Annotated in this window: 23 protein-coding genes; 11 read left to right on the top strand and 12 right to left on the bottom strand. The window is 66.4% G+C overall.

Annotation, left to right across the window (positions count from 1 at the left end):
• Nucleotides 1-156 precede the first annotated feature (156 nt).
• On the bottom strand, nt 157-1,497 hold the full coding sequence (gene glmM / locus U1872_RS12690; protein ID WP_332793259.1) for a phosphoglucosamine mutase: 1,341 nt from the start codon (nt 1,495-1,497) through the stop codon (nt 157-159).
• A gap of 70 nt (nt 1,498-1,567) precedes the next feature.
• On the opposite strand from glmM, the gene U1872_RS12685 reads away from it, so the two are divergent.
• The gene (locus tag U1872_RS12685) at nt 1,568-2,854 is read left to right on the top strand and encodes a dicarboxylate/amino acid:cation symporter (RefSeq protein WP_332793258.1); all 1,287 of its coding nucleotides are present in this window, start codon (nt 1,568-1,570) and stop codon (nt 2,852-2,854) included.
• Nucleotides 2,851-3,843, top strand: a complete 993-nt coding sequence (locus U1872_RS12680; protein WP_332793257.1) for an aldo/keto reductase — start codon at nt 2,851-2,853, stop codon at nt 3,841-3,843. The genes U1872_RS12685 and U1872_RS12680 overlap by 4 nt, the downstream gene beginning before the upstream one ends.
• Before the next feature lie 158 nt (nt 3,844-4,001).
• On the opposite strand, the gene U1872_RS12675 is transcribed toward U1872_RS12680, so the two are convergent.
• A complete protein-coding gene (locus U1872_RS12675; RefSeq protein ID WP_332793256.1) occupies nt 4,002-4,703 on the bottom strand; it encodes an NnrU family protein in 702 nt (233 codons plus the stop codon).
• Between the two features lie 16 nt (nt 4,704-4,719).
• The gene (locus tag U1872_RS12670) at nt 4,720-6,513 is read right to left on the bottom strand and encodes a peptide MFS transporter (RefSeq protein ID WP_332793255.1); all 1,794 of its coding nucleotides are present in this window, start codon (nt 6,511-6,513) and stop codon (nt 4,720-4,722) included.
• A 118-nt stretch (nt 6,514-6,631) separates the two neighbouring features.
• On the opposite strand from U1872_RS12670, the gene U1872_RS12665 reads away from it, so the two are divergent.
• From U1872_RS12665 to U1872_RS12650, 4 genes are all read left to right on the top strand, one after another.
• Nucleotides 6,632-7,210: a nitroreductase family protein gene (locus U1872_RS12665; protein ID WP_332793254.1), complete on the top strand. Its 579-nt coding sequence runs from the start codon at nt 6,632-6,634 to the stop codon at nt 7,208-7,210.
• 40 nt (nt 7,211-7,250) lie between these two features.
• Nucleotides 7,251-7,607 carry a GntR family transcriptional regulator gene (locus U1872_RS12660; protein ID WP_332793253.1) on the top strand — a complete coding sequence of 119 codons (357 nt, stop codon included), beginning with the start codon at nt 7,251-7,253 and terminating at the stop codon, nt 7,605-7,607.
• Between the two features lie 103 nt (nt 7,608-7,710).
• Nucleotides 7,711-7,968 carry a type II toxin-antitoxin system Phd/YefM family antitoxin gene (locus U1872_RS12655; RefSeq protein WP_332793252.1) on the top strand — a complete coding sequence of 86 codons (258 nt, stop codon included), beginning with the start codon at nt 7,711-7,713 and terminating at the stop codon, nt 7,966-7,968.
• Nucleotides 7,965-8,357 carry a type II toxin-antitoxin system VapC family toxin gene (locus U1872_RS12650; RefSeq protein ID WP_332793251.1) on the top strand — a complete coding sequence of 131 codons (393 nt, stop codon included), beginning with the start codon at nt 7,965-7,967 and terminating at the stop codon, nt 8,355-8,357. The genes U1872_RS12655 and U1872_RS12650 overlap by 4 nt, the downstream gene beginning before the upstream one ends.
• A 10-nt stretch (nt 8,358-8,367) precedes the next feature.
• Here the strand turns inward: U1872_RS12650 and U1872_RS12645 are convergent, their stop codons facing one another.
• A complete protein-coding gene (locus U1872_RS12645; RefSeq protein WP_332793250.1) occupies nt 8,368-10,080 on the bottom strand; it encodes an acyl-CoA dehydrogenase family protein in 1,713 nt (570 codons plus the stop codon).
• Between the two features lie 63 nt (nt 10,081-10,143).
• On the opposite strand from U1872_RS12645, the gene U1872_RS12640 reads away from it, so the two are divergent.
• Nucleotides 10,144-11,118, top strand: coding sequence for an L-threonylcarbamoyladenylate synthase (locus U1872_RS12640; RefSeq protein ID WP_332793249.1), 975 nt, complete (start codon nt 10,144-10,146; stop codon nt 11,116-11,118).
• Nucleotides 11,119-11,127: 9 nt separating this feature from the next.
• Here U1872_RS12640 and msrA read toward each other — a convergent pair whose 3' ends face one another.
• Nucleotides 11,128-11,673, bottom strand: a complete 546-nt coding sequence (gene msrA, locus U1872_RS12635) for a peptide-methionine (S)-S-oxide reductase MsrA (protein ID WP_332793248.1) — start codon at nt 11,671-11,673, stop codon at nt 11,128-11,130.
• Nucleotides 11,674-11,761: 88 nt separating this feature from the next.
• Here msrA and galE point away from each other — a divergent pair, with 88 nt between their 5' ends.
• On the top strand, nt 11,762-12,757 hold the full coding sequence (gene galE / locus U1872_RS12630; protein ID WP_332793247.1) for a UDP-glucose 4-epimerase GalE: 996 nt from the start codon (nt 11,762-11,764) through the stop codon (nt 12,755-12,757).
• Here galE and U1872_RS12625 read toward each other — a convergent pair.
• The 6 genes from U1872_RS12625 to U1872_RS12600 all read right to left on the bottom strand — a co-directional run bounded on the left by U1872_RS12625 (nt 12,754) and on the right by U1872_RS12600 (nt 19,330).
• On the bottom strand, nt 12,754-13,479 hold the full coding sequence (locus U1872_RS12625; protein ID WP_332793246.1) for a carbon-nitrogen hydrolase family protein: 726 nt from the start codon (nt 13,477-13,479) through the stop codon (nt 12,754-12,756). The genes galE and U1872_RS12625 overlap by 4 nt on opposite strands.
• Before the next feature lie 77 nt (nt 13,480-13,556).
• Nucleotides 13,557-15,737 (bottom strand): TonB-dependent receptor, encoded by a 2,181-nt coding sequence (locus U1872_RS12620; protein WP_332793245.1) that lies wholly within the window; start codon nt 15,735-15,737, stop codon nt 13,557-13,559.
• A gap of 159 nt (nt 15,738-15,896) precedes the next feature.
• Nucleotides 15,897-16,595, bottom strand: coding sequence for a phosphatase PAP2 family protein (locus tag U1872_RS12615; RefSeq protein ID WP_332793244.1), 699 nt, complete (start codon nt 16,593-16,595; stop codon nt 15,897-15,899).
• A 75-nt stretch (nt 16,596-16,670) separates the two neighbouring features.
• Nucleotides 16,671-17,528: a D-alanyl-D-alanine carboxypeptidase family protein gene (locus tag U1872_RS12610; protein ID WP_332793243.1), complete on the bottom strand. Its 858-nt coding sequence runs from the start codon at nt 17,526-17,528 to the stop codon at nt 16,671-16,673.
• 134 nt (nt 17,529-17,662) lie between these two features.
• Nucleotides 17,663-18,961 carry an NRAMP family divalent metal transporter gene (locus U1872_RS12605; protein ID WP_332793242.1) on the bottom strand — a complete coding sequence of 433 codons (1,299 nt, stop codon included), beginning with the start codon at nt 18,959-18,961 and terminating at the stop codon, nt 17,663-17,665.
• 204 nt (nt 18,962-19,165) lie between these two features.
• Complete coding sequence (locus U1872_RS12600) at nt 19,166-19,330, bottom strand: hypothetical protein (RefSeq protein ID WP_332793241.1); 165 nt, start codon at nt 19,328-19,330, stop codon at nt 19,166-19,168.
• A 126-nt stretch (nt 19,331-19,456) separates the two neighbouring features.
• On the opposite strand from U1872_RS12600, the gene U1872_RS12595 reads away from it, so the two are divergent.
• From U1872_RS12595 to U1872_RS12585, 3 genes are read left to right on the top strand one after another with little or no spacing between them, the layout of a single operon-like run.
• Entirely contained in the window at nt 19,457-19,678 is a 222-nt protein-coding gene (locus U1872_RS12595; protein ID WP_332793240.1) for a hypothetical protein, read from the top strand.
• Complete coding sequence (locus tag U1872_RS12590; RefSeq protein ID WP_332793239.1) at nt 19,675-19,905, top strand: peptidase S24; 231 nt, start codon at nt 19,675-19,677, stop codon at nt 19,903-19,905. The genes U1872_RS12595 and U1872_RS12590 overlap by 4 nt, the downstream gene beginning before the upstream one ends.
• A gap of 51 nt (nt 19,906-19,956) precedes the next feature.
• Nucleotides 19,957-21,057, top strand: coding sequence for an acyltransferase family protein (locus U1872_RS12585; RefSeq protein WP_332793238.1), 1,101 nt, complete (start codon nt 19,957-19,959; stop codon nt 21,055-21,057).
• Between the two features lie 30 nt (nt 21,058-21,087).
• Here U1872_RS12585 and U1872_RS12580 read toward each other — a convergent pair whose 3' ends face one another.
• On the bottom strand, nt 21,088-24,327 hold the full coding sequence (locus U1872_RS12580) for a BNR-4 repeat-containing protein (protein ID WP_332793237.1): 3,240 nt from the start codon (nt 24,325-24,327) through the stop codon (nt 21,088-21,090).
• Between the last annotated feature and the right edge of the window lie 13 nt (nt 24,328-24,340).

The following is a 24,340-nucleotide window of genomic DNA, read 5'->3' as shown; positions in this document are numbered from 1 at the left end:
GGTTGCGGGAGGGGTTAGGGGAGGGCCTGTCGCATCACCGAGGCAGATCCCGTGCCGCACTGCCCTCCCCCAGCCCCTCCCGCAAGCGGGAGGGGAGTAAGAAGAAGCCCCTCCCGCAAGCGGGAGGGGAGAAAGAAGGGGCGTGCGGGAAAACCTTTACCCCGCCGCCACGCGCACCGCGTCGCAGATGCGATCGACCACGCGCTCGACCTGCGCGGGATCGTCGCCCTCGGCCATAACGCGGATCACCGGTTCGGTGCCCGACGGGCGGATCACCAGCCGACCCCGGCCCTTCAATTCGGCCTCGGACGCCGCGATCACCGCTTTGACCGCATCGTCGTCGAGCGGCTTGCCGCCGGCGAAGCGCACGTTCTTGAGCAATTGCGGCAGCGGCTCGAAGCGGTGCAGCAATTCGCTCGCCGGCGCGCCCGCCCACACCAGCTCGGCGAGGATCTGCAGCGCCGCGACCAGCCCGTCGCCGGTCGTCGCATAATCCGACAGGATGATGTGCCCCGATTGCTCGCCGCCGACATTGTACCCTTGCGCGCGCATCGCCTCGAGCACGTGGCGATCGCCGACCGCGGTGCGCACCAGCCCGATGCCCTGGGCCGCCAGATGCCGCTCGAGCCCGAGGTTGGACATCACCGTCGCGACCAGCCCGCCGTTGCGCAGCCGCCCGCTGCGCGCCCAGCCGCTCGCGATCGTCGCCATCAGCTGGTCGCCGTCGATGACATTGCCCTTTTCGTCGACCACGATCAGCCGGTCGGCATCGCCATCGAGCGCGATGCCGAGCTGTGCGCCCGATGCCACGACCGTCTCGCACAGCGTCTGCGGCGCGGTCGAGCCGACGCCGTCGTTGATGTTCTTGCCGTCGGGGCTGACGCCGATCGCGACGACGTCCGCGCCCAATTCCCACAGCGCGGTCGGCGCGACGCGGTAGGCGGCGCCGTTGGCGCAATCGACGACGATCTTCATCCCGTCGAGCCGCATATTCTCGGGAAAGGTCGATTTGGCGAAGTGGATGTAGCGCCCCTGCGCATCGTCGACGCGGCGCGCCCGGCCGATGTCGGGGGCGGCCGACAGCGCGATGTCGCCGTCGATCAGCGCCTCGATCGCCAATTCGTCGGCGTCGGAAAGCTTGTAGCCGTCGGGCCCGAACAGCTTGATGCCATTGTCCGAATAGGGATTGTGGCTGGCCGAGATCATCACGCCGAGATCGGCGCGCATCGACTGCGTCAGCATCGCCACCGCCGGGGTCGGCATCGGGCCGAGCAAGACGACGTCCATCCCGACGCTGGTGAAGCCCGCGACCATCGCCGATTCGAGCATGTAGCCCGACAGGCGCGTATCCTTGCCGATCACCACGCGATGCTTGTGCTCGCCGCGCAGGAAGTGCGCGCCCGCTGCCATGCCGACCTTCATCGCCATCGCCGCCGTCATCGGGGTGGCGTTGGTCCGCCCACGAATGCCATCAGTGCCGAAATATTTTCTTGCCATGCGCGCGCGTCCGTTCGGTTATGCCGATATCCTGGGTTGCTGATAGCGCCCGCCATTCCAAAGGGCGAGTATGTCCCCAAAGCTGAATACGCCATCGACCCGAATATTGCTCGCGCTCGTCGCAGGCCTGCTGCTTGGCGTCGCGCTCGCGGCGGGGCTGCCCGCGGCGGTGCCCGGGGTCGTCGCGGTGACGCAGCCGATCGGCACCGCGTGGCTCAATGGGTTGCAGATGACGGTGATCCCTTTGGTGTTCGCCCTGCTCGTCACCGGCATCGCCGAGACCACCGCCGCCGCGCAGAGCGGGGCGATCGCCGCGCGGGCGATCGCGATCATCCTGGTGGTGATGAGCGCGAGCGCAGTCCTGTCGGCGCTCGTCACGCCGCTGCTGCTCGGGCTCGCGCCGATGCCCGCCGCCTCGGCCGCCGCGTTGCGCGGCGCATTGGTCGACGCAGCCCCGGCGGGCGCGGTGCCGCCGCTCGGCGAATTCCTCGCCGGGATGGTGCCGAGCAACGTCGTCGCCGCCGCCGCCAACGGCGCCTTCCTGTCGCTGATCCTGTTCGCGCTGGTCTTCGCCTTCGCGCTGACCAAGATCGACCGGCAGGGGCGCGACATCCTCACCGCCTTCTTCGCGGCGATCCGCGATGCGATGCTGGTGATGATCGGCTGGATCATCTGGATCGCGCCGATCGGCGTGTTCGCGCTCGCGCTGACGGTCGCCGCCAAGACCGGCACCGCCGCGGTTGGCGCGCTGTTCCATTATGTCGCGACGGTGTCGTCGGTCGGGATCATCATGTCGCTGTTCGCGCTGCCGGTCGCGGTGTGGGGCGGGCGGATCGCGCTCGGCCGCTTCGTGCGCGAATCGCTGCCACCGCTGGCGGTCGCGCTGAGCACGCAGAGCTCGCTCGCCAGCCTGCCCGCGATGCTCAAGAGCACCGAGGCGATGGGCGTTCCCGTCGCGACCTCGGGCGTCGTGCTGCCGCTCGCGGTGGCGATGCTGCGCGCGACCGGCCCGGCGATGAACCTGGCGGTCGCCATCTATGTCGCGGGCTGGTTCGGCGTGCCGCTGACTTTCCCGACGCTCGCCGCCGCCACTGCGATCGCGGTGCTGACCTCGCTCGGCTCGGTCAGCCTACCCGGCCAAGTGAGCTTCATCAGCGCGATCGCGCCGCTCGCGGTGACGCTCGGCGTGCCGGTCGCGCCGCTCGGCCTGCTTGTCGCGGTCGAGACGATGCCCGATATCTTCCGTACGCTCGGCAATGTCATCTTCGACCTTGCCGTGACGCTGACCGTCGCCGCGCGCAGCGATGCCGCGCCGATGACCGCCGCCGACACCCTGCTACAGGAGACGCACCGATGAAATATCGTACGCTTGGATCCGACCTAAAAGTCTCCGCGATCGGCGTCGGCTGCATGCCGATGATCCGGGAGGGCAACATCTCCTACGGCGCGGCGACCGACGACGAATCGACCGCCACGATCCATGCCGCGATCGACCTCGGCATCACCTTCTTCGACACCGCGCAGATCTATGGCCCGTTCGCCAATGAGGAGCTGCTCGGCGCGGCGATCAAGGGCAAGCGCGACGGGCTGGTGATCGCCACCAAGTTCGGCTTCCGCTTCGAGGGCACGCAGATCACCGGCGTCGACGGCAGCCCGGCCAATGCCCGCGCGACCTGCGAGGCGTCGCTCAAGCGGCTCGGGATCGACACGATCGACCTGTTCTACCAGCACCGCGTCGATCCCGGCGTGCCGATCGAGGAGACCGTCGGCGGGATGGCCGAGCTCGTGAAGGAGGGCAAGATCCGTTATATCGGCCTGTCCGAGGCTGGCCCCGACACGCTGCGCCGCGCCGCCGCGACGCACCCGATCACCGCGCTGCAGAGCGAATATTCGATCTGGGAGCGCGACGTCGAGGACGAGATCCTCGGCGTGTGCCGCGAGCATGGCATCGGCTTCGTGCCTTATTCGCCGCTCGGGCGAGGGTTCCTCGCCGGGAGCATCCGCAGCCTCGACGATCTGCCCGCCGACGACTGGCGCCACAACGATCCGCGCTATTCGGCCGAGAACATGCCTGCCAACCTCGCGATCGTCGATGCGGTCGCAGGCGTCGCGGCGCGGCACGGCGTCTCGAACGCGCAGATCGCGCTCGCTTGGCTGCTCGCACAGGACGACACGATCGTGCCGATCCCGGGCTTCAAGCGCCGCGCGACGCTGACCGACAGCGCGGGCGCGCCCGACGTAGAGCTGAGCGCGCAGGATCTCGCCGAGATCGACGCCGCCGCACCGCGCGGCGGGACGGCGGGGCCGCGCTACACCGCGCGCGGCATGAAGATGGTGCGGCTGTAGCCGACAGCGTGACCCCACCCGGCCGTTCGGGCTGAGCTTGTCGAAGCCCTGCCCTCCCCTCGCGCGCCCAACGCAAGCGGTGACGGCCCTTCGACAAGCTCAGGGCGAACGGAATTGTGAAGGGCGTGCCCCGCCCGCCGCGAGAAGCGACCCGGCGCTCAGCCGTAGATCCAGCGCCACACCCCGGCCGCAACCCCGGCGATCGGCAGATGCGCCCAGGTCGCGGCGAGCCAGACGATCACCCCGCCCGCCAGATCATGCGGGCGGAAGCCGCCGAAGCGGGCGCGGCCCTGGGCGATGGCGAGAAACGGCCAGTAGCTCGTCTTGGCCTCCCACGCGCGCCAGCTCTCGCCCTGGAGCGCTTCCTTCTTGCGATCCTGCAGCGCGGCACCGACCAGCGACAGCAGGATGATCGCCACCGCGACGACGATGTTGGCGGCGACCGGATAGACCGCGATGTGGCACAGCCCCCACAAAGCGAACGCCCACAGCATCGGATGCCGCGTCACCGCGAACACGCCGCGCGCCGCGGCCGGGACCGCGACCGCACGATCGGGCGGGCCGGGCAAAGCGGGATTGCCGATCAACGAGCCGATCAGCAGGATGCTCGCGACCAGCATGACGAGCGTCACCGGCCCCCAGATGCCCTCGCCGACCGGCCACAGCAGCGGCGTGGGCGGCGCGGTGCGATAGGCATGCGCCAGCCAGCCGAGCGTGGCGAAGGCGACGAGCGCATAGAGCCCCATGAAACCGCCCGCACCGATCGCCCTGACGATCGGCGCGCGCAGCGGATGCGACAGCAGAAAATGCGTCCCCACGAACGCCGCCGCCGCGGCGATCACCATTTCCGTGCCGTCCATCCCGTCTTCCCCCCGGTTATTTGACCCCGTGCATCCACTTCTTGAGCGGCCACGACAGCAACAGCAGCAGCACGCCGAGCGCGATCGCCAGCTCGGCGATCGTGGTGAAGGTGCCGGTATAGGTGTCGAGGCTGACCTTGAGGTTGGTCACCTGCCCGCCGACCGTCTCGACGCTGGCGAACTGCGCGACGATCCCTGCGACATATTGCGCGCACGAAATCGACAGGAACCACACGCCCATCATCAACCCGACGATCCGTGCGATCGACAGCTTGGTGATCATCGACAGGCCGACCGGCGAAATGCACAATTCGGCGATCGAGTGGATCAAATAGAGCCCCGCCAGCCACCAGATGCCGACCTGGAAGTTCGGCCCGGCAAAGCCTGCGCCGAGCACGAGGAACAGGAAGCCCGCCCCCACGCCGATCAGCGCGATGCCGAACTTGACCGGGATCGACGGCTCGAGCCCGCGCTTGGCGAGCGTAGTCCACAGGATGCTCATGATCGGCGCGAGCGTGACGATGAAGAAGGCGTTGAAGAATTGCGTCTGCGGCGCCGAGATCGCGAAATTGCCAAACAGCCGCAGGTCGGTGTTGCGATCGGCGAACAGCGTCAGCGACGAGCCGGCCTGCTCGAACAGCGTCCAGAACACGACGTTGAAGACGATCAGCACCATCGCGGCGAGCATCATCTGGAACTCGCGCTTGTCGCCGACGACGAACGACCAGATCAGGATGCCGGGGATCGAGACGAGGAAGGTGCCGAACAGCAATTTGCCCATCAGCGACAGCGACGCGAGATAGCCGACGAAGCCCGAGCCCGGCACCGGCGGTACCGAATTCATCAGGTTGGTGAAGAGGAAATAGAGCACCGGCACCGCGACCAGTGCGCCCAGATAGATCGGGATCGCGCGATCGGGCCCGCTGCGCACCGGCGCCTCGCCGTACCCGGCGAGCTTGCCGCCATCGAACTGGATCAGCGTATAGGAAATCAGCATGCCGATCGCGGCGAGGCCGAAGCCGGCCCACCAGCCGAACGTCTCGGCCAGGATCGGGCACAGGATCTGCGAGCCGAGCGAGCCGAGGTTGATCCCCATGTAGAAGATCGTGAACCCCGAATCGCGGCGTCGGTCGCCCTGCGCGTAGAGCTCGCCGACCATCGTCGAGATGTTGGGCTTGAAGAAGCCGTTGCCGACCGAGATCAGGCTCAGCGCGAGCAGCATGATCGTGACGTAAAGCGGGCTGCGCTCGGCGTCGGACTTGAAGCCGTCCTTGACGATCGTCCGCGCGGTGCTGCCGTCGGTGTTGAGCAGCGAGACGGTGCCGTCGTCATTGCCCTTGACCTGCAGCCGCTTGCCCTGGTCGGTGATGAAGCGCTGTTCGGTCCCGCCTTTGGCTTCGACCGAGACATTGTAGCGCTGCCCGTCGATCGTCGCATAGGGCACCGCGGTCTGGCCGCCGAAGCAGAGCGTGAAATAGCCGACCGCCATCATGATCGCGCCGAACTTCACCGAGCGCTTCGAGCCGAGATACTGGTCCGCCAGATAGCCGCCGACCAGCGGGGTGAGATACACCAAGGCGGTGAACCCGCCATAGAGGCCGGTCGCCGCGCGATCGCCGAACACGAAATGCTTGGTGAGATACAGCGTGAGCAGCGCGCGCATGCCGTAATAGCCGAACCGCTCCCACATTTCGGTAGTGAACAGCCGCGCGAGTTGGCGCGGATGCCCGAACCAGGTCGCGCCCGTCGCCGGATTGACGTGCGAAATATCCGGCTCGCGCGGGGTATCCGCGGTCGGGGTGTCCACCATGTACGAAAAGCTCCCTGAATGCCCGTGCGCCGCTACCTTCGGCGCCGACTTGTTACCGATGAGACTAGCGGCTTGGACGGAGGTGTAAATATGCGAGCGGTGCCGCTACAGCGCGGCGATGCTCAACGACTCGTCCAGCCCGCTCTCGCTTCTCGCCACGCGCCGCTCGGGCAAGCCGCGCGATCTCGTCGCGCCGGGCCCCGATGGCCACCAACTCGACACGATCCTGCAGGTCGCCGCGCGCGTGCCCGATCACGGCAAGATCACGCCGTGGCGCTTCGTCATCGTGGGGAGCGAGCAGCGCGCCGCGCTCGCGACGGTGATCACCGATGCCTATCGAATCGAGCGGCCGGAAGCGCGCGTGAAAGAGCTCGAGGCGTTCGAACAGTTCGCGCATCAGGCGCCGACGCTGGTCGTGATCCTCTTCTCGCCACGCACCGCGAGCCATATCCCCTTGTGGGAGCAGGAGCTTTCAGCCGGCGCCGCGGCGATGAACCTGCTGAACGCGACGCATGCGCTGGGCTTTGCCGGCGGGTGGCTGACCGGCTGGGCGAGCACGTCGGACGCCGTTCGCGATGCGTTCGGCGCGGCGCCGGAACGGATCGTCGGCTTTTTCTTCCTCGGAACCCCCGCCAGGCAATTAGAGGAACGCCCGCGCCCCGATCAGAGCACGATCGTTTCAAAATGGGGCGAGTGAAAGACTGGACACGCCATGATCGTTGCTGTATTAGGTCAGCATGACAGCTTTGAACAGTGAAGACAGCCCGGTCTATATCAAGCTGCGCGGGACGATCTCCGCCGCGATCCTGCGGGGTGAATTTCGCGCGGGTGACCAGCTTCCCTCGGTCCGCGCGCTCGCTGCCGAACATGGCGCCAACCCGCTGACCGTCGCCAAGGCCTATCAGAGCTTCCAGGACGACGGTTATGTCGAGGTCCGCCGCGGGGTCGGCATGTTCGTGCTGCCGGGCGCCGCCGAAAAGCTCCGCGCCGCCGAGCGTGCGCATTTCGTCACGACGAGCTGGCCGCGGATCGCCGCGCATATCGAATTGCTCGGGCTCGACGTTGCCGACCTGCTGGAGCGCGAGAAGGCCTGAGCGCTGGTAGAGCGCTGCTGCGTTCAATGCGCCTGCGTTGATGCTGTCCGGTTGGCTGTTTAATAGTGCCAACGGCTGAACACGCTATTGCGAGGAGTCTTCCGTGCAGGTGTCCGTAACCGACGCGAAGGGTCAATTGAACGATTTGGTGCGGCGCGCGGAGGCGGGCGACGAGATCGTGCTCACGCACCACGGCCGCGCAGCCGTCCGATTGGTGCCAGTCGAGTGCAGTCGGAGCGCAGCCAGCCGCCGCGCGCTGATCGAGCAGGTCCGCCGCGCCGCTGCGTTGCGAATCACGCCAGGGCCAAGCGCCGCACGCAGCCAGGATGATCTCTACGGTGAGGACGGCCTACCGCGATGATTGTCGCCGATACGTCAGCGTTGATGGCGATCCTGCTCAATGAGCCCGAAGCCGATGCCTGCATGGACGCGCTGTCGACCGCGGATGCGCTCGCGATTTCGGCAGGTACCATGGCCGAAGCTCTTATCGTTGCGGACCGGCGCGGGTGCGGTGATGAGATGCGCCAATTGCTGGACGGATTGGGCTTGGAAGTCACAAGCATTACCGCGGCGGCGGCACGGAGCGTTGCCGACGCCTATGCGCGGTGGGGCAAGGGTGTCGATGTGGCGGGCCTGAACTTCGGCGATTGCTTCGCTTATGCCTTGGCCGCCGAGCGATCGGCATCGCTCCTGTATGTCGGAAACGACTTCGGCAGAACCGACGTGCGGCCAGCTCTGCCGGTAGCGTGAGCCGTCCCACTTACGCGGCGAACGCCTCCGCCGGGACCGAATAGAGCACGTCGGCCTTCGCCGTCGCCGCCGCCTTGAGCCCCATCGCCTCGGGAACGATCTGCGCGACGTAGAAGGCGCAGGCCGCGCGCTTCATCGCCGAGAAGGAATCGTCGCCCGTCGCGATCCGCCCCGACCGCTCCATCAGCCAGCCGCAGGTCGCGACCGACAGCATCGTCAGGAACGGATAGCTCGCCGCGAGCTTGTCGTCGGCATCGAGCCCGGCCATGCCGCGCCCGACTTCGTCGCACGCGTCGATCAGCGCGATCAGACCGGTGTCCTGCGCCTCGGCGCGCATGTCGGCGATCAGCTGGGCGAACACCCCGCCATTGGCCATCGACAGCTTGCGCCCGACCAGATCGGCCGCCTGGATGCCGTTGGTGCCCTCGTAGATCGGCGTGATGCGCGCATCGCGGAAGAACTGCGCCGCACCGGTCTCCTCGATATAGCCCATCCCGCCATGCACCTGGATGCCGAGGCTGGCGACTTCGTTGCCGAGATCGGTGCCGTGCGCCTTGGCAAGCGGGGTCAGGATCTCGAGCCGGTCCTGAGCGCCCGCTTCGCCGAGCGCCGCGCGATCGACCTGCGCCGCGGCGTAATAGACCAGCGCGCGCGCCGCCTGCGTCTGCGCCTTCATCCGCAGCAGCATGCGGCGGACGTCGGGATGCTCGACGATCTTGACCGATTCCTTGCTCGCGGCGCCGGCGCGCGGCGATTGCACGCGATCGAGCGCATAAGTCACCGCCGCCTGCGTCGCGGCTTCCGCGACTTGCACACCCTGCAGACCGACGTTGAGCCGCGCATTGTTCATCATCGTGAACATCGCCCGGATCCCGCCGAACTCGCCGCCGATCAGCTCGCCGACGCAGTCGTCGTTATCGCCGAAGCTGAGCACGCAGGTCGGCGAGGCGTGCAGGCCCATCTTGTGCTCGATCGAGACGACGCGGACGTCGTTGAAATCGCCCGACGTGCCGTCGGGGTTCAGGCGATATTTCGGCACGAGGAAGAGCGAAATACCCTTGGTGCCGGCAGGCGCCCCGGGCGTGCGCGCGAGCACGAGGTGGACGATGTTGGGCGCCATGTCATGGTCACCGAACGAAATGTAGATCTTGGTGCCCTTGATGCTCCACTTGCCGTCCCCCAGCGGCGTCGCGGTCGAGCGCAGCGCGCCGACGTCAGAGCCCGCCTGCGGCTCGGTGAGGTTCATCGTGCCGGTCCATTCGCCGGTCGCGAGATGCGGGAGATAGAGCGCCTGCTGCTCGGGGCTGCCATGATGCGCCAGCGCCTCGATCGCGCCGACGGTCAGCGTCGGGGCGAGCGCGAAACCCATGTTCGCCGAGCCGAGCGTGTCGAGCACCGCGGTCTGGATCGCGAAGGGCAGCCCCTGCCCGCCGAATTCTTCGGGAACGCCGATCGTGCCCCAGCCACCCTCGACATAATCGTGATACGCCTTCACGAAACCGTCGGGCATGACGACGCCTTCGGGGGTCCATTTCGCGCCGACCGTATCGCCCGCGCGCAGCAGCGGTGCCCATTCGCCCGCCGCGAGTTGCCCGACGCCTTCGAGCACCGCGTCGACGACATCGTCGCTGGCGGCGGCGAAGCGTTCGGTCGCGGCGAGATCGGCGATCCCGACGATGTGATCGAGCACGAAACGCTGGTCGGCGGTGGCGGGGGTGAACATGGCGGATCCTCTGACGTCGGTGCCCCTTATCGGGGCTGCTGCGCCGGGCTATAGCCTTCTCAGATGATCCCGCCAAACCCACCTTTTACGACGCAGACCTTACCCTACGGCGAGGCCGCGATCGCCGCCGCCGCTGCGCTGATCCTGACCGGCCAGCCGGTCGCGATCGCGTCCGAGACGGTCTACGGGCTCGCCGCCGACGCGACCGATTCGGCCGCCGTCGCGCGGATCTACCAAGCCAAGGGCCGGCCGAGCTTCAATCCGCTGATCGTCCATGTCCTCGATCTCGCGGCGGCCGAGGCGATCGCAGAGTTCGATCCGGTCGCGCGCGCGCTCGCCGAGGCGTTCTGGCCGGGGCCGCTGACGCTCGTGCTGCCGCTGCGCGTGGGTGCCGGGATCGCCGCGGCGGTGACGGCGGGGCTGCCGACGATCGCACTGCGCGTGCCGGCGCACCGCGCGATGCGCGCGCTGATCGCGGCGTCGGGCAAGCCCCTGGCGGCGCCGTCCGCCAATGCCAGCGGCGCGATCAGCCCAACGCAGGCGGCGCATGTGGTCGCTAGCCTCGATGGCCGCATTGCGCTGGTCGTCGACGATGGCGCGACCGAATCGGGACTGGAATCGACGATCGTCGCGACTGCGGGTGGTCTGCGCGTGCTCCGGCCAGGACCGATCACGGCCGAGGCGCTGGCGAGGTTCGGAACGCTTTCACCGGTAACTGAAAAAGCAGATAGCCTGGCAGCCCCAGCGATCACCGCCCCCGGCCAGCTTGAGAGCCATTACGCGCCCAGCAAGCCACTGCGCCTCAACGCCACCACGGCGGCACCCGATGAATATCTGATCGGCTTCGGCACCATCGCGGGTACCGCCACTCTATCGCCGACCGCAGACCTCGTCGACGCCGCGACCAACCTCTTCGCGGCGCTGCACGCCGCAGACGCATCACCATCGGCACGGATCGCAATAGCGCCGATCCCGAGCGAGGGGATCGGCGCTGCCATCAACGATCGGCTCAAACGCGCGGCGCACCGCGACGCTTGAGCAGCGGCGTTACGCCGCTGCCGCCGCTTTCGACCGTGCCGCAAAGCTCTTGCGCAGCTTGGCGAGCTTCGGCGGGATCACCGCGAGGCAATAGGGATTGCCGCGGCCTTCGGTGTCCCAATAATCCTGATGATAATCCTCGGCCGGATACCATTCGCTCATCGGCTCGATCGTCGTGACGATCGGCGCGGGCCAGTCGCCCGCCGCGCGCGCCATCGCCGCCACGACTTCATCGCGCTGCGCCGCATCCGCCGGGAACACCGCCGAGCGATATTGCGTGCCGACATCGTTGCCCTGGCGGTTGAGCTGGGTCGGATCGTGCGTTGCAAAGAACATGTCGAGGATCTCGCCGTACGACACCTGGTCCTTGTCGAACGTCACGCGGATCGCCTCGGCATGGCCGGTGTCGCCGCCGCAGACCTGCTTGTAGGTCGGATCGGGCACGGTGCCGCCGATGTAGCCGCTCTCGACCGTCTCGACCCCGATCACATCCTTGAACACCGCCTCGGTACACCAGAAACATCCGCCGGCCAGGGTTGCGACTTCGCTTGCCATTTTCGAATCCTTTATTGCTGCTTCCTAGATAGGAATGCGGTAGCGCGACGCAATCTCCCCGCGTGGGGCGAGGGGCAAGGAGACGAAGATGCACGACGGATCAGTGATGGTGACGGGCGGTGCGGGCTATATCGGCAGTCATGCCGTGCTGGCGCTGCTCGATTCGGGCCACAGGGTCGTCGTCTATGACAATCTCTCGACCGGTTTCGACTGGCTGGTCGACCCACGCGCGACGCTGGTGCGCGGCGAGATCGAGGATGACGGCCTCGTCCGCGCGACGATGCGCGAGCACGACGTCCGGGCGGTGATGCATTTCGCCGGATCGATCATCGTCCCAGAATCGGTCTCGAACCCGCTCAAATATTATCGCAACAACACGGTCGCGAGCCGCGCTTTGCTCGAAAGCGCGGTCACCTCGGGCGTGAAGCACTTCATCTTCTCGTCGACTGCGGCGACCTATGGCACGCCCGAGCGGGTGCCGGTGGCCGAGGGCGACCCGACCGTGCCGATCAACCCATACGGCATGTCGAAGCTGATGACCGAGGCGATGCTGCGCGACGTCGCCGCGGCCTATCCGATGAACTACGCCGTGCTGCGCTATTTCAACGTAGCCGGCGCCGACCCGCAGCAGCGCACCGGCCAGTCGACCGTCGGCGCGACGCATCTCATCAAGATCGCGGTCGAGGCCGCGCTCGGCAAGCGCGCCTCGGTCGGCGTCTACGGCACCGATTATGCCACGCCCGACGGCACCGGTGTGCGCGATTACATCCACGTCACCGATCTCGCCGCCGCGCATGTCGCCGCGCTCGACCTGCTCGAGGCAGAACCGACCAGGAGCCACACGCTCAACGCCGGCTACGGCAAGGGCTTCTCGGTGCTCGAGGTGCTCGACGCCGTCGATCGCGTGACCAACATGAAACTGAATCGCGTGATCGAAGGGCGCCGCGCAGGCGATGCCGGCGAGCTCGTCGCCGACAATAGCGCGATCCTCGCCACGCTCGACTGGACGCCGCAGCGCGCCGATCTCGACGGCATCGTCCGCGATGCGCTGGCGTGGGAGCGCAAACTGAGCGAGCGCGCCTAGGCGGCCGGGGGGAGGTCGAACAGCGCAACGCCCGCTTCATCCTCGGGCACGCGCGCAACGACCTCCCCCGCCGGGCTGACGATCGCGCTGCAGCCGTGGCTGACCAACGCACCGGCCGTGCCGACCACATCCGCCGAGGCAATCCAGCACCCGGTCTGCCGTGCCCGCAAGACGAGATTGTCGAGGCTCCGCTCGCGCCAGCGCTGCGCCGTGTCGGTCCGCAACATATTGTTGAGCGGGTAGAGCAAGAGCGTCGCTCCCTGTGCCGCGAGCTTCGCGGCGGGCGCGGCATGGTTGGCGTCGTTGCAGATATTGATGCCGAAGCGCACGCCCGACCGCTCAAACACGGGGAAATCGACGCCTGCGGTCACGCCCGGCTCGTTGGGAAAGGCCTTGGCGTAGCGGCCACGGACGACACCGCGCTCGATCACCAGTGCCCGGTTGGACAGCATATCGCCGTCGCACTCGAACGCGCCGACGACGAGTGTCGGCGCGAAGCCGCGTAGCCGATCGCACAGCGTCGCCAATCCGCCCTGCCCGATCGCCGCGGCCCGGCGGCGGATCGTCGCGCGATCGTAGCTGTGCCCGAGAAGGTACGCCTCGGGGAACAGCAGCAGGTCGATCGCGTTGGTCTCGGCCCAGCGCATCCGGTCGACAATGGCCCCGCAGGATCCGGCGAGGTCGTCGAACAGGGGGACGGGCTGGACGACGGCGATTCGCATCGCCCGACGATAACGACGCGGGCGTCACATGCGAGGTGCTTCCTCCTCTCCCGCACGCGAGAGAGGAGGGCCGATCGTCAGATCGTCTTGCTGATGCCGAACATGAAGCCACGCCGTGCGCCGAATTGCGGCGCCCCGACGCCGACGCCCGACCCGTCGCGAATCTCATAGACGCGGTCGGCGACGTTGAGCACGTCGAAGCGCACCTCGATCCCCGGCGCCTTGAAGTCATGGCTCGCGGTCAGGTTGAAGACCGCGTACGGCGTCAGCTTGCCACCGTTGGGCACGTCGCCATCCTTGCGCAGCCCCGACCCGTAGATCATGCTCCCGCCGAACTTGCTGTCGCGCAGGACGCCTTGGTCGAAGCGATACGACGCCCCTGCCGAGCCGGTGTAGGTCTGGTCATGGTCGAGATAGATGTAGGTCTTGGCGATCGTCGCGACGTCGGCCGGATCGAAGTTGAACTGCCCCGAGGCGATCCCGCGCCCCTGTGCCTTGGCGTAGGCGAAATTGGCGTACGCGAGCCACGGCCCGTGCTGGTACGAGACGTTGCCCTCGATCCCGTCGATCCGCCCGCGCGCATAGTTGAACGGCGTCAGGATGATCGGCGCGCCGAACTGGCCTTCGTCAACGAGATTGCGCGAGCGGCGATGATAGGCATCGATGCCGATCGTGAAGCTGCCGAGCTTCTGCTGCGCGCCGATATCGAAATAATCCTGCCGCTCGGCGAACGGGGCGGTGGCAAGCGGGGTCGTGACACCGTCGTCGCCCGGTGCCTGCGCGCTGGTGCCGCGGAACTTGAGAACGCTCGTCGTCGCGACGTTCGAGAAGGGCGCGGGCGAGAAATAGCGCGCATAGCCGGCATGCAGCGTCAGCCCCTTCGATGGCGTCAGCACCGCGTTGACCCGCGGGCTGAACTGCGATTCGGAGCGGAAGCCGTCATAATGGTCGAAGCGGCCGCCGAAATTGACGATCAGGGGCTCGGCGATCTTCCATTCGTCCTGCAGGTAGACGCTGTAGGCCATCTCGGTCGTCGCATTGTTGTCGACGATCGTGATCGGCTGGCCCGCCTGCGCGCCGTTGGCGTCGAGCGGGAACACCTGGCTGCTGGTCTGCGAATTGCTGCGATCGCGCGAGATGATCGCACCGGCGCGCAACGTGTGCGCGTCGGACACGCGATAGACGCCTTCGAACTGCCCGCCGAAGGTGAAGTCCTGCTTGAACGCCTTTTGCGCGATGCCGTTGAACAGCAGTTCGCCGGTCACGTCGGGGGTGTAGCGCAGCGACGAATAGCGCGCGAACAGCGAGGCTTGCAGCGTCACCGGGCCGGCATCGTGGAGCAGGCTGGCGAGCCCGAACGCGGTGCGCTCGTGCTGGCGCTCGTCGAGATCCTCGCTGCGGAAATTGGTGACGCCGCCCACATTATAGCCGTTGCTCGGCGTCAGCCCGCGCGGATTGGGGATCTGGAAGCTCTGGTCGGAATAGCCGCCCATGAACGAGACGCGATTGTTCTCGTTGAGCGTGTGATCGACATAGGCGAAGCCCTGATACTGGTTGGTCTGGTCATGCAGCGGGGTGCGGCTGCCATCGACCGCTTCGATCCCGATGTTGCTGTGCTTGAAGCTGCCGGTGACGAAGTAGTTGGTGTTGCCGGTCGAGCCGCCATAGTCGAAGCTTGGCTGTACCGTGTCGTTGGTGCCGCCATAGAGCGACACCTGGCCACCATTCTTGAAGCCGTTCTTGGTGGTGATGTCGATGATGCCGGCGGTGCGCAGGCCATATTGCGCGGGGAGCGCGCCGGTGCGCAGGTCGAACCGCTCGACCAGGCGCGGGCTCAGCGTCTGGCCAAAGACCGCGACGCCCTCGGGCAGGATCGTGCCGTTGATGCGATATTGCAGATTGTTGTGGTCGTCGCGGACGTGGAACTGGCCGCCGCCATCCTGCACGACACCCGGCAACTGCAGCAGGATCTGGTTGAGCTGCAAATTCTCGCCGCCGGGGAGCGCTTTGATCGTCTCGCTGGTGATCGTGTAGGTCGTCGCGCCGAGGCTCGGCTGGATCGAGGCGCGCGCCGCGTCGAGACGGCCGGTGATGACGATGTCGGGGCCGGTTCGGGCCGCGCCCGACGCACCCTGGCCATCGTCAGCGGTCGCGGCGGCGTCGGTGATCGGCGCGGGCGCGGCTTCGGGGGCGGCGAGAGCGACGACCGGGGTGAATGCCAAGAGGGCAACGCTGGACAACAGAGTGGCTCGGATCATGCGGGAGGCAGCCTTTCAAACTTCGTTGTGCAGCGCACTATATGTGATGAGATATTATCACAAGGCCCTTTCGTCGACTCCCGGAAACGATTCGGCTCTGCGTGGTCAGCGGTGCCCTGTACAACCTTGCGGGCAGATGAACGGTGCGCGGAACGGCGGTCAGCGGCCGGTCGTACCTCGTGCGATCCGCAACCGCAGCGCCGCGCCGAGCGCCCACCACGCGACCGCCCACAACCCGCCGAAGGTCCAGCCGGCCAGCACGTCGCTTGGCCAATGCACGCCGAGATAGACGCGGCTGCAACCGATCGCGGTGACGAGCAGGACTGCGGCGCCGACGATGTAGCGTCGCACCGAGCGACGATCGGTGATCGGCTGGAGCAGCAGCGCGAGCGTCAGATAGACGCACGCGCTGTTGGCGGCATGGCCGCTGGGGAAGCTGGCATTGTAGACCTGGACGAGGTGGTCGGTCACTTCGGGCCGCGTCCGCCCGACCAGCGCCTTGACCGCTGTGACCACCAGCGCGCCGCTGATCGTCCCGCTCAGCACCAGCCCGAGCGTCAACCAGTGCCGCTGGAGTATGAGCAACCCGGCCGCCAATACCGCGATTAGCAGCAGGACGGTCGGTCCGCCGAGCGCGGTCACGTCGAGTGCGGTCTGCGTCAGCCACGCCGGCCCCGGCGGCACGCCGTGCGCGACCCCGCCGCGCACCCACAGCAGCAGGGCGCGATCGAAGCGGAACTGCACGCCGTGATCGAACAGCGCGCCGACCAGCAGCAGCATGCCCCCCGCCAGCGCCGTGGCGGCCACCGCGATGATCGGCCAGGGGGGATGTCGCGGATCGGATTCGGGCAACGTCATGCACTCTCCTTTGCCGCGCGCTCGCGCCGACACAAGCTGGGGATCCGTTGCAACGCCGGAGCGCGGCGCGAGTTGCTAGGAGCGCTGCCGCCCCCGGGCTGGCGCGCGTACCGCCACCGGCGGGCCGAAGCCGAGCTCGAGCAAGTTGGCGACGCGGGTATCGCGCGCGGCGGCGCTGCGCTCGCCGAGCACCACGACGATGATCCGCTTGTTGCCGCGCTTGGCCGAGGCGGCGAGATTGTAGCCGGCGTCGCTGGTGTAGCCGGTCTTGATGCCATCGACCCCGGTGACGCGCCCGAGCAGATGGTTGTGGTTGACCATCCTGCGCCGCTGCCAGGTGACCGACCGCGTCGCGAAGGTGCGGTAGGCGGTCGGGAAGCGGCGCAGCAGCGCGATCGACAGCATTGCCACGTCGCGCGCGGTGGTGCGGTTGCCCGGATTGCGCAGGCCGGTCGCATTGGCGAACTGCGTGTCGCGCAGGCCGAGCCGCTGTGCGGTCGCGTTCATCTGCGCGACGAAGCGCTGCTCGGTGCCGCCGAGCGTCTCGGCCAGCGCGACGGTGACGTCATTGGCCGAATCGACCGCGATCACGCCGAGCGCGGTCTGCGTCGACAGCGTCTTGCCCGCCGCGATGCCGAGCCGCGAGGCGGGCTGGCGCGCGGCGTGGCGCGAGATCAGGATCGGCGTTGTCGGCCGCAGGCGCCCGTCCGCCAGCGCCTCGAACGCGAGATAGAGGGTCATCATCTTGGTCAGCGAGGCGGGCGCCCGCACCGTGCCGGCGGCGTCGGCATAGAGCGTCTGGCCGCTCGCCGCGTTGAGCACCAGCGCCGACACCCGCGCGGGCTTCCGCGCCTCGGCAGGCGCCGTGGCCAGCGTTGCCGCGAGCGTGGCGGCGGTGATCGTCCCTTGGAGCGCTTTCGTCAGCGCCTTCATCCGCATGTCATCGTTTCTATGTCGTCTCGTCTGTTGGGCGACGCGAGCGCGTCGTGCTGCGGGCGCATTGGACATGGCTGTACGAACCGCAGCTGAACGCGTCCCCCGCGCTGCGCCCAACCGTTCGACAGATCCTATAGAAGGAAGAAACCGATCGACGCGGCCACCATCACCAGCGTCGCCACCCCGCCGAGCAACGCCATCGGCCGGCCGAGCGTGAGCCGCCCCATGATCCGCCGGTTGAGCGCGATCAGCAGCATCACCGCCATCAGCGGCGCGGCGAGCAGGCCGTTGACCACCGCGCTCCAGTAGAGCGCCTTGATCGGGTCGATCGCCGTGAAATTGATCGCCGCGCCGGCCAGCGTCGCGACCGCGATCACCGCATAGAAAGCGCGGGCTTCGCGCGGCTTGCGGCGCAGGCCCGAGGTCCAGCCAAACATCTCGCTGACACCGTACGCCGCCGACCCGGCGAGCACGGGAACCGCCAGCATGCCCGTGCCGATGATGCCGAGCGCGAACAGGCCGAAGGTGAACACCCCGGCGATCGGCCGCAGCGCCTCGGCGGCTTGTGACGATGTCTGGATGTCGGTCATGCCGTGCGCATTGAGCGTCGCGGCGGTCGCCAGGATGATGAACCAGGCGATCAGGTTGGAAAACCCCATCCCGACGATCGTATCGGTGCGGATCCGCGCCAGTTCGGGGCCGGCATCCCGCGGTGCGATGCACAGCGGCTTGGCGTGGCGGCGGTGCTGCTCCTCGACCTCCTGCCCGCTCTGCCAGAAGAACAGATAGGGCGAGATCGTCGTGCCGAGGATCGCGACCAGCGCGGTGGCGTGCGCGGCATCGAAGCTGAAATGCGGGATCAGCGTCGCGCTGAGCGCCGGCCAGACCGAGACGTGCGCTGCGAACACCACCCCGACATAGGCGAACAGCGACAGCGTCGTCCATTTGAGCACCGCGGCGTAGCGCGGATAGTCCATGAACACTTCGAGCAGCACGCAGACGATGCCGAACAGCACGGTGTAGAGATGTTCCGGCCCGCCGATCAGCAAGCCGACCGCGGCCCCCATCGCCCCGAGATCGGCGCCGAGATTGATGACGTTGGCGACCACCAGCAGAAGCACGACCCCGCGCAACAGCGCAGGCGGGTAATGCCGCCGCAGGTTCTGCGCGATGCCGACCCCGGTGACGCAGCCGATCCGCGCCGCAATCTCCTGCGTGACGACCATCAGCGGGTAGCTGAACAGCATGACCCAGCCGAGGCTGTAGCCGAATTGCGCGCCGACCTGGCTGTAGGTCGCGATCCCGCTCGGGTCGTCGTCGGCCGCCCCGGTCACGAGTCCGGGCCCGAGCGCGCCGAGCAGCCCGGCCGGACGCGGCTGCGCATCCTCGAGAACCGAGGGGATCGGCACCGTCGCGGCGGGATCGGACACTCACGGGCTCCTCGAGCCGGAACGGCGCGGCTCACGCGCGCCCTGCGTAACAGGTGCGGCAGCGAACCGCCCGTGAATAGCGCGACACGAATTCCGGAGGTGGTGGGCCCAATGGGATAGGCATAACCACCAAATTACAGTCGCTTAGTTTGTCTAACCGCCTAACTTAACGTTTAAATCCCCCTCGCGACCTTGCGATCTTGTCTAACTTTTTTCGATAAGATGCGGAAGCGCTGCGTCGATCGCGGCCGTGGCCTCCGGCACATAGCTTTCCCACATCGCCCTACCCTCGAACCGAGAGTTCTCAGGGATGCCGGCCAGTCGGCAGAGTGCGCGCGCTGCCGCCTCGATCGCTTTTTGCAGATCCATCGAAGGTCTCCTTCGGCGCTATAATAGGGACGAATTCGCCTCAACGCATTGGCCATTATCGACGGAAACTTGTCGCGACTCAGCTAGAACATTGTGAGAACAAATGCGAAAGCCTATATCGGCCTTATGGACGATACGACTCACGATGGCCGGTGCCGGTTGTGCACCGCGAACGACCTTGAGGGCCTCCGCGAGGAAATGGCTGAGGCGCTATGGGAGAGCCGTCGGCACGGCACGCTCGACGATCGCACGTGGGCCGAGGCCGGGGCGATGTGGCAGAGCATCTTTCGCGACTTCGGCTCCACTGCGGTCGACGCCATGCTTGAGCGCCATCGGGTGGCCGCGTGAAGCCCGGCCCGATCGGCACGCCGGCCGAGATCCTTGAGCGTCTAGCACGCGAACAGGACTTCAGCTTCGCCGCCCTCTCGCGCATGCTCCGTCGGCGCCGCGGATACCTCGCCGACTTCGTTCGTGAGGGGCATCCCTCGACGCTGCCGGCGATCGACCGGAACCTGCTTGCCGCGCTCTTCCGCGTTCCAGCGTGGTGGTTCGGGGAGGATCCTGTTGAGGTCTAGGGAGGATCGCAGACGCTTGCTGCGCACTTCGCCTCCAGCTACCGAATGGTCATGACGACAATACCGCCAGCCGGCACGAGGCAGACCATTCACTCGTTGACCGGCCTGCGCGGCGTAGCAGCCGCCGCAGTGGTACTGCATCATTGCTGGAGATGGTCGCTCGCTGATCGCACGGCGACGGGCGGTATACCTGGTCAGTGGGCGGTTGATCTATTTTTCGTTCTCTCAGGTTTCGTTCTCGCCCTGAGCTACCTGAGCCGCCCGATCAACTGGCGGAAGTTTGCGGTCGCTCGGTTTGCTCGAATCTATCCCCTGCACATCGTCACCGCGCTGGCGATGGCGCTCATCCTCGTCATTCAATGGAAATTGGGCGGTTCACCCCGAGACCCGTCGCTCACGATTGGACAAGGGATACGCGAGTTCAGCATGTTGACCGCGATGCCGATCGTCGGGCGCAACCTGTTCTGGAACAGCCCTTCCTGGTCGATCAGCGTCGAGGTGTGGACCTACATTCTCCTGTTTCCGATCATCGTCGCTGCAAGCCGGAGGGTCCGTGTTCCGTGGATAATTCTCACGGTTTCCGTCTTGTTGGTCGGCCTCACAGTCGCCCTGTACATACTGCCTTTGAGTGTGCCCCCGCATCGCGGATGGCTGGCCTTAGCTCGGGCAATGATCGAGTTTGCTGGCGGGTGGGCAGCCTACCTGATCTGGAAGTCGTCTAAAAATCCCATGCGAGGCTGGCGGACGGATGCCCTCGCACTAGCGACCGTCGCGACGCTGTGCTCAGTGCCGGTGACCCACATTGAACCATGGATCCTCATCCCGCTCTTCCCACTCCTGGTCGCCGGCCTCGCGACAGGGCGCTCAATCAGCGCTGCCGCATTGTCCGGGCCGAGGCTCGTATATCTCGGGGATATATCGTTTTCGGTTTATCTCATGCACATGCTAGTGATCGAAGCTCTGCGTCCGATCCTTGGCCGTTTCGGTCTAGAATATTCGTTCGTAGCTCTGGTGTTGACGGTGATGCCGATCACGTTCGCTGTCTCGACACTTACCTATCGCTTCCTCGAAAAGCCTAGCCGCGATAAAATTCGGCTCTGGCTCGACCCGAAGGACAAGCCAGAGCCGCCAGACACCGCGGCAAGCTTTTAGTCGAAGGCGTTAGCGGCAGGCCTGTGCAAATTAAGGCAGCGTCACTCCACGCGCCGCCATCAGGTTTTTGATCACCGTGCGAGCCGCCGCCGCTTCGGACGTACCCAGCGGACGCGGGTAAGCGTGGACACACCCGATCGAACCGCGGAGCGAAGTTCCTAGCGTTCCAGCTGCCCCGATCACCGACCCGATTGAGAGGTCAGCTGAATTGGCCGGGACCATCGCCGTGGATAGGGTAGCCGAATAGATATCGACCCCATCTTGCCGCAAAATGACAGAGGTGCCCGACACTTCGGCTTCGACCAAGGCCCACTGATTGACAGCAAGAGTGGCGGTCGGATTAAGCGCGGCTACCGCGCTTCCGGTTTTATCGTAGTTGGTCCAGCGGAGACGACCGGTCAGTATGTCGAAACCGAAAACTTGCTGGTTGAGAAACCCGTTTCGCCGCGCGACGATGATGCCGCCCCCGGTGCTCGTAAGAAGCTGCACCGCGGCCAGAACGTGCATCGCCGGTTGGTTCATCACAGGCTGGTACGGGAATGTCGTGCCCAACTGGCCTGCGCTATTGTTCTGCAGGCCGGTCGCGACGCGGATCATATCCGTCGCCGTCTCGCTGGTCGAAATACCCAGGAACCCGTTAAGCCCATGGCCAGACGTGTCGAGCAGCGTCTGCCCCGAACCTTCAAGCAGGTCGTACCGGGCAAGCGCGATGTCGGTCACGTCCACCGCTGCAGCTACCGTCAGATTGAAGTTGGCCGAGGCCGTGTAGCCCCGGAATACCGACGTGATGGTGATCGGGTAGGTTCCAGGAGTCAGGCTCGCAGCCACCACCACCTTGCGGCCGGAAATAGCAAATTTCCCGCTCGCATCGGTAATGGAAAGCGCCTCACGGGGCTGGCGAGAAGTGATTAACGCCACGAGGTCGCCAACGGCCAGGCCAGCCTTCACGCTCGTTCGGTTAAGGGCCAGTTGCGGGTCGGGGCTGCGCTGCTTGTAGCCACCCGAACCCCACCCAAAGACACGCTGAAATCCGGCATTGTCGTCAGAGCTAACCGACGAATTGCTGCTCGCGCCACCCCCCGCGACCTCCGCGAACATCCAGGAAAGTTCATCGGTGCCGTTGAAGACCGCCATCGGCTCGTCGAGCGGGTATCCCGTCGCAGGCGCACGGACAAGCTGGCCCGTAGACCAAGCGCCGCCCGAAGGGCGAGTATACTGATAGATGGTCCCCCCTCGCGTTCCGTCCGGGCTGATCGAGGCCAAAACCTCGAGGCCCGTTCCGCTGGCGCGGATGCCATAGCCATTATACCGGTTTTGTTGAAGCGCGATCGGTGTCGGCGCGCTGAGCGCCCCGCCGGCAGCGGCGCGGATTGAATGATAAATAATGGTGTTCGTCGCCGTCGAGCCGTCGCCCCAGATCAGATGGAGATTGCCCGCCGAGTCCCAGCAAATTTGCGGAATATTGGCGCTGCTCGCGGGGTTGACGTTCGTGGTCGCGTCAGTGGTGACGACGCGATAGCTTGCCTGTGCCGTCGCCAGCGAGATCGGGCGGCTCGCGATCGGGGTAACCACCGATCCGTCCATATTGGCGACATCGCCGTTCGCTGGGTTGTACCGGTACAGGTAGATATCGCGCCGATAGTCGTCCCCGTAGTTGCCGCGCGTGCCCACGATCCAGATGAAGCCATCGGGACCGAGCTTGGTGTTGCCGATGTAGAAGCGGGTATCGACCCCGTAATCGACGAGTGTCTCTTCCGCGCCGAATACCGGCGAGTTTCCCGTCACGGTTGGCGCGAGATAGTGGACGAGGGTCATTTTGTTGGACGCGCCGATTTCGGAGCGGGCAAAGAAATGCAGATCGGTGCCGACAAAGACCGGATGCGGGTAGGTCAGCGTCGCGCCGAGATCGCCGATGGCCTTCCACGAGCTTGCGTCGCGCGAATTTTGGCTGATCCGCACTCGCATCTTGTTGCTGTGCGGGCCGAAGAACGCGAACAGGTAACCGGCCGGGCTCACGGCCAAGGCGGGGCACCCGTGATCATCGTTCCGAAGCACGCTGGTGCCGGCAACGGCAGACCCTGCCCAAGCCTGCGCAGCGTGGTCATAGGTGTCGACCTGGCAGACGCGCTGGATGCCATCCCATCGCTCCCAAGCGGCGAAGGTCTTATTCGCCGTCGCGTCGTAAACCGCATTCGGATTGGTCGCGATACCGTAGAAAGCGAACGTGCTGCCGTCAGCCGCCATATAATCGACCAGCGACGACCCGGTGTCATCGTTCAAGATCGTCCCCGTAGCCGAGGTTGCCGCGCCCGCGACATACCCGGCCGGCGTCGAGATCAGCACCGTGAACGTCTCGTCGCCCTCGACGACAGTATCGCCGTTGACGCTGATCACGATCGTGCCGGCCGCCACGCCATCGGCCATACTGACGTTGCCGCCCGCTGGCAGGGTGCCGCCGGTGTAATCGGTCGCATCCGTCCCACCCGCGGTGAAGGACCAAGGCACCAAGGCCGCGCCGATCGCCGTCGAGCGGGTCACGGTATAGGTGTAGAGCGAGGCGCCGCTGTTGCCTTCGGACTTGGACTGGGCTGCGGAGATCGTGACTGTCGGCATCGCGCTCGCTGCGACGGCATTCGACGTTGCTCCAGCGGTGCCACCGGTGTTGGTGGCGTAAACGCGGCAAGTGATGCTATGCCCCGCGTCCGCGGTTACCAGGGTATAGGTCGCGTTCGACGCGCCACTGATGTCAACGCCGTCGCGGCGCCAGGCGTAGGCGTAGCCCGTCGGCGAGCCGCTCCAGGTACCGTTGCCAGTCGTGAGGACAGAACCCACCAAAGCATTGCCGGTGACCACCGGTGCGACAGAGTTCACCGGAACAGGCACTGCCGCTGCGATCACGGCCACCGTTCCGGAGCTGGTCGCCGCAGTTGAACCCCCAGCGTTGGTTGCGGTCACGACGCATGTCATGACTGCGCCGATATCGGCAGCCGTCAACGTGCGTGTCGAATTGACCGACCCGGCGATCGCTACACCACCACGATACCAAAGATAAGAGTATCCCGTTGGCGATCCCAACCACACGCCGGCCGTTGCCGTCAGGATTTGACCTTCTTGAGCCGTGCCCGAAACTGCAGGCCGGGACAAATTGATAGGAGCAAGCGGCCCGCCACTGCCCGGATAAGGGCCGACCGGCGCACCAGGTGGGAAGATGGCCTTGCTCGGATTGACGGTGACGTAGCCGCGCGCGCGTGCGCCGGGGGTGCGTGCCATAGAAATTATCCTC

The organism is Parasphingomonas frigoris, from assembly GCF_036663815.1.
GTDB lineage: Bacteria > Pseudomonadota > Alphaproteobacteria > Sphingomonadales > Sphingomonadaceae > Sphingomonas.
The sequence above is the reverse complement of the archived record's forward strand: the minus strand, read 5'-3'. Positions and strand labels throughout refer to the sequence as shown.

Excerpts from the sequence above, each read along its gene's own strand:
- U1872_RS12610 (WP_332793243.1), bottom strand. The coding sequence starts at position 17,528 with ATGAAGGCGCTGACGAAAGCGCTCCAAGGGACGATCACCGCCGCCACG.
- U1872_RS12580 (WP_332793237.1), bottom strand. The coding sequence starts at position 24,327 with ATGGCACGCACCCCCGGCGCACGCGCGCGCGGCTACGTCACCGTCAAT.
- U1872_RS12645 (WP_332793250.1), bottom strand. The coding sequence starts at position 10,080 with ATGTTCACCCCCGCCACCGCCGACCAGCGTTTCGTGCTCGATCACATC.
- glmM (WP_332793259.1), bottom strand. The coding sequence starts at position 1,497 with ATGGCAAGAAAATATTTCGGCACTGATGGCATTCGTGGGCGGACCAAC.
- U1872_RS12640 (WP_332793249.1), top strand. The coding sequence starts at position 10,144 with ATGATCCCGCCAAACCCACCTTTTACGACGCAGACCTTACCCTACGGC.
- U1872_RS12660 (WP_332793253.1), top strand. The coding sequence starts at position 7,251 with ATGACAGCTTTGAACAGTGAAGACAGCCCGGTCTATATCAAGCTGCGC.
- U1872_RS12665 (WP_332793254.1), top strand. The coding sequence starts at position 6,632 with ATGCTCAACGACTCGTCCAGCCCGCTCTCGCTTCTCGCCACGCGCCGC.
- U1872_RS12625 (WP_332793246.1), bottom strand. The coding sequence starts at position 13,479 with ATGCGAATCGCCGTCGTCCAGCCCGTCCCCCTGTTCGACGACCTCGCC.
- U1872_RS12650 (WP_332793251.1), top strand. The coding sequence starts at position 7,965 with ATGATTGTCGCCGATACGTCAGCGTTGATGGCGATCCTGCTCAATGAG.
- U1872_RS12595 (WP_332793240.1), top strand. The coding sequence starts at position 19,457 with ATGGACGATACGACTCACGATGGCCGGTGCCGGTTGTGCACCGCGAAC.
- U1872_RS12620 (WP_332793245.1), bottom strand. The coding sequence starts at position 15,737 with ATGATCCGAGCCACTCTGTTGTCCAGCGTTGCCCTCTTGGCATTCACC.
- U1872_RS12670 (WP_332793255.1), bottom strand. The coding sequence starts at position 6,513 with ATGGTGGACACCCCGACCGCGGATACCCCGCGCGAGCCGGATATTTCG.
- U1872_RS12585 (WP_332793238.1), top strand. The coding sequence starts at position 19,957 with ATGACGACAATACCGCCAGCCGGCACGAGGCAGACCATTCACTCGTTG.
- U1872_RS12675 (WP_332793256.1), bottom strand. The coding sequence starts at position 4,703 with ATGGACGGCACGGAAATGGTGATCGCCGCGGCGGCGGCGTTCGTGGGG.
- galE (WP_332793247.1), top strand. The coding sequence starts at position 11,762 with ATGCACGACGGATCAGTGATGGTGACGGGCGGTGCGGGCTATATCGGC.
- U1872_RS12600 (WP_332793241.1), bottom strand. The coding sequence starts at position 19,330 with ATGGATCTGCAAAAAGCGATCGAGGCGGCAGCGCGCGCACTCTGCCGA.
- msrA (WP_332793248.1), bottom strand. The coding sequence starts at position 11,673 with ATGGCAAGCGAAGTCGCAACCCTGGCCGGCGGATGTTTCTGGTGTACC.
- U1872_RS12680 (WP_332793257.1), top strand. The coding sequence starts at position 2,851 with ATGAAATATCGTACGCTTGGATCCGACCTAAAAGTCTCCGCGATCGGC.
- U1872_RS12685 (WP_332793258.1), top strand. The coding sequence starts at position 1,568 with ATGTCCCCAAAGCTGAATACGCCATCGACCCGAATATTGCTCGCGCTC.
- U1872_RS12615 (WP_332793244.1), bottom strand. The coding sequence starts at position 16,595 with ATGACGTTGCCCGAATCCGATCCGCGACATCCCCCCTGGCCGATCATC.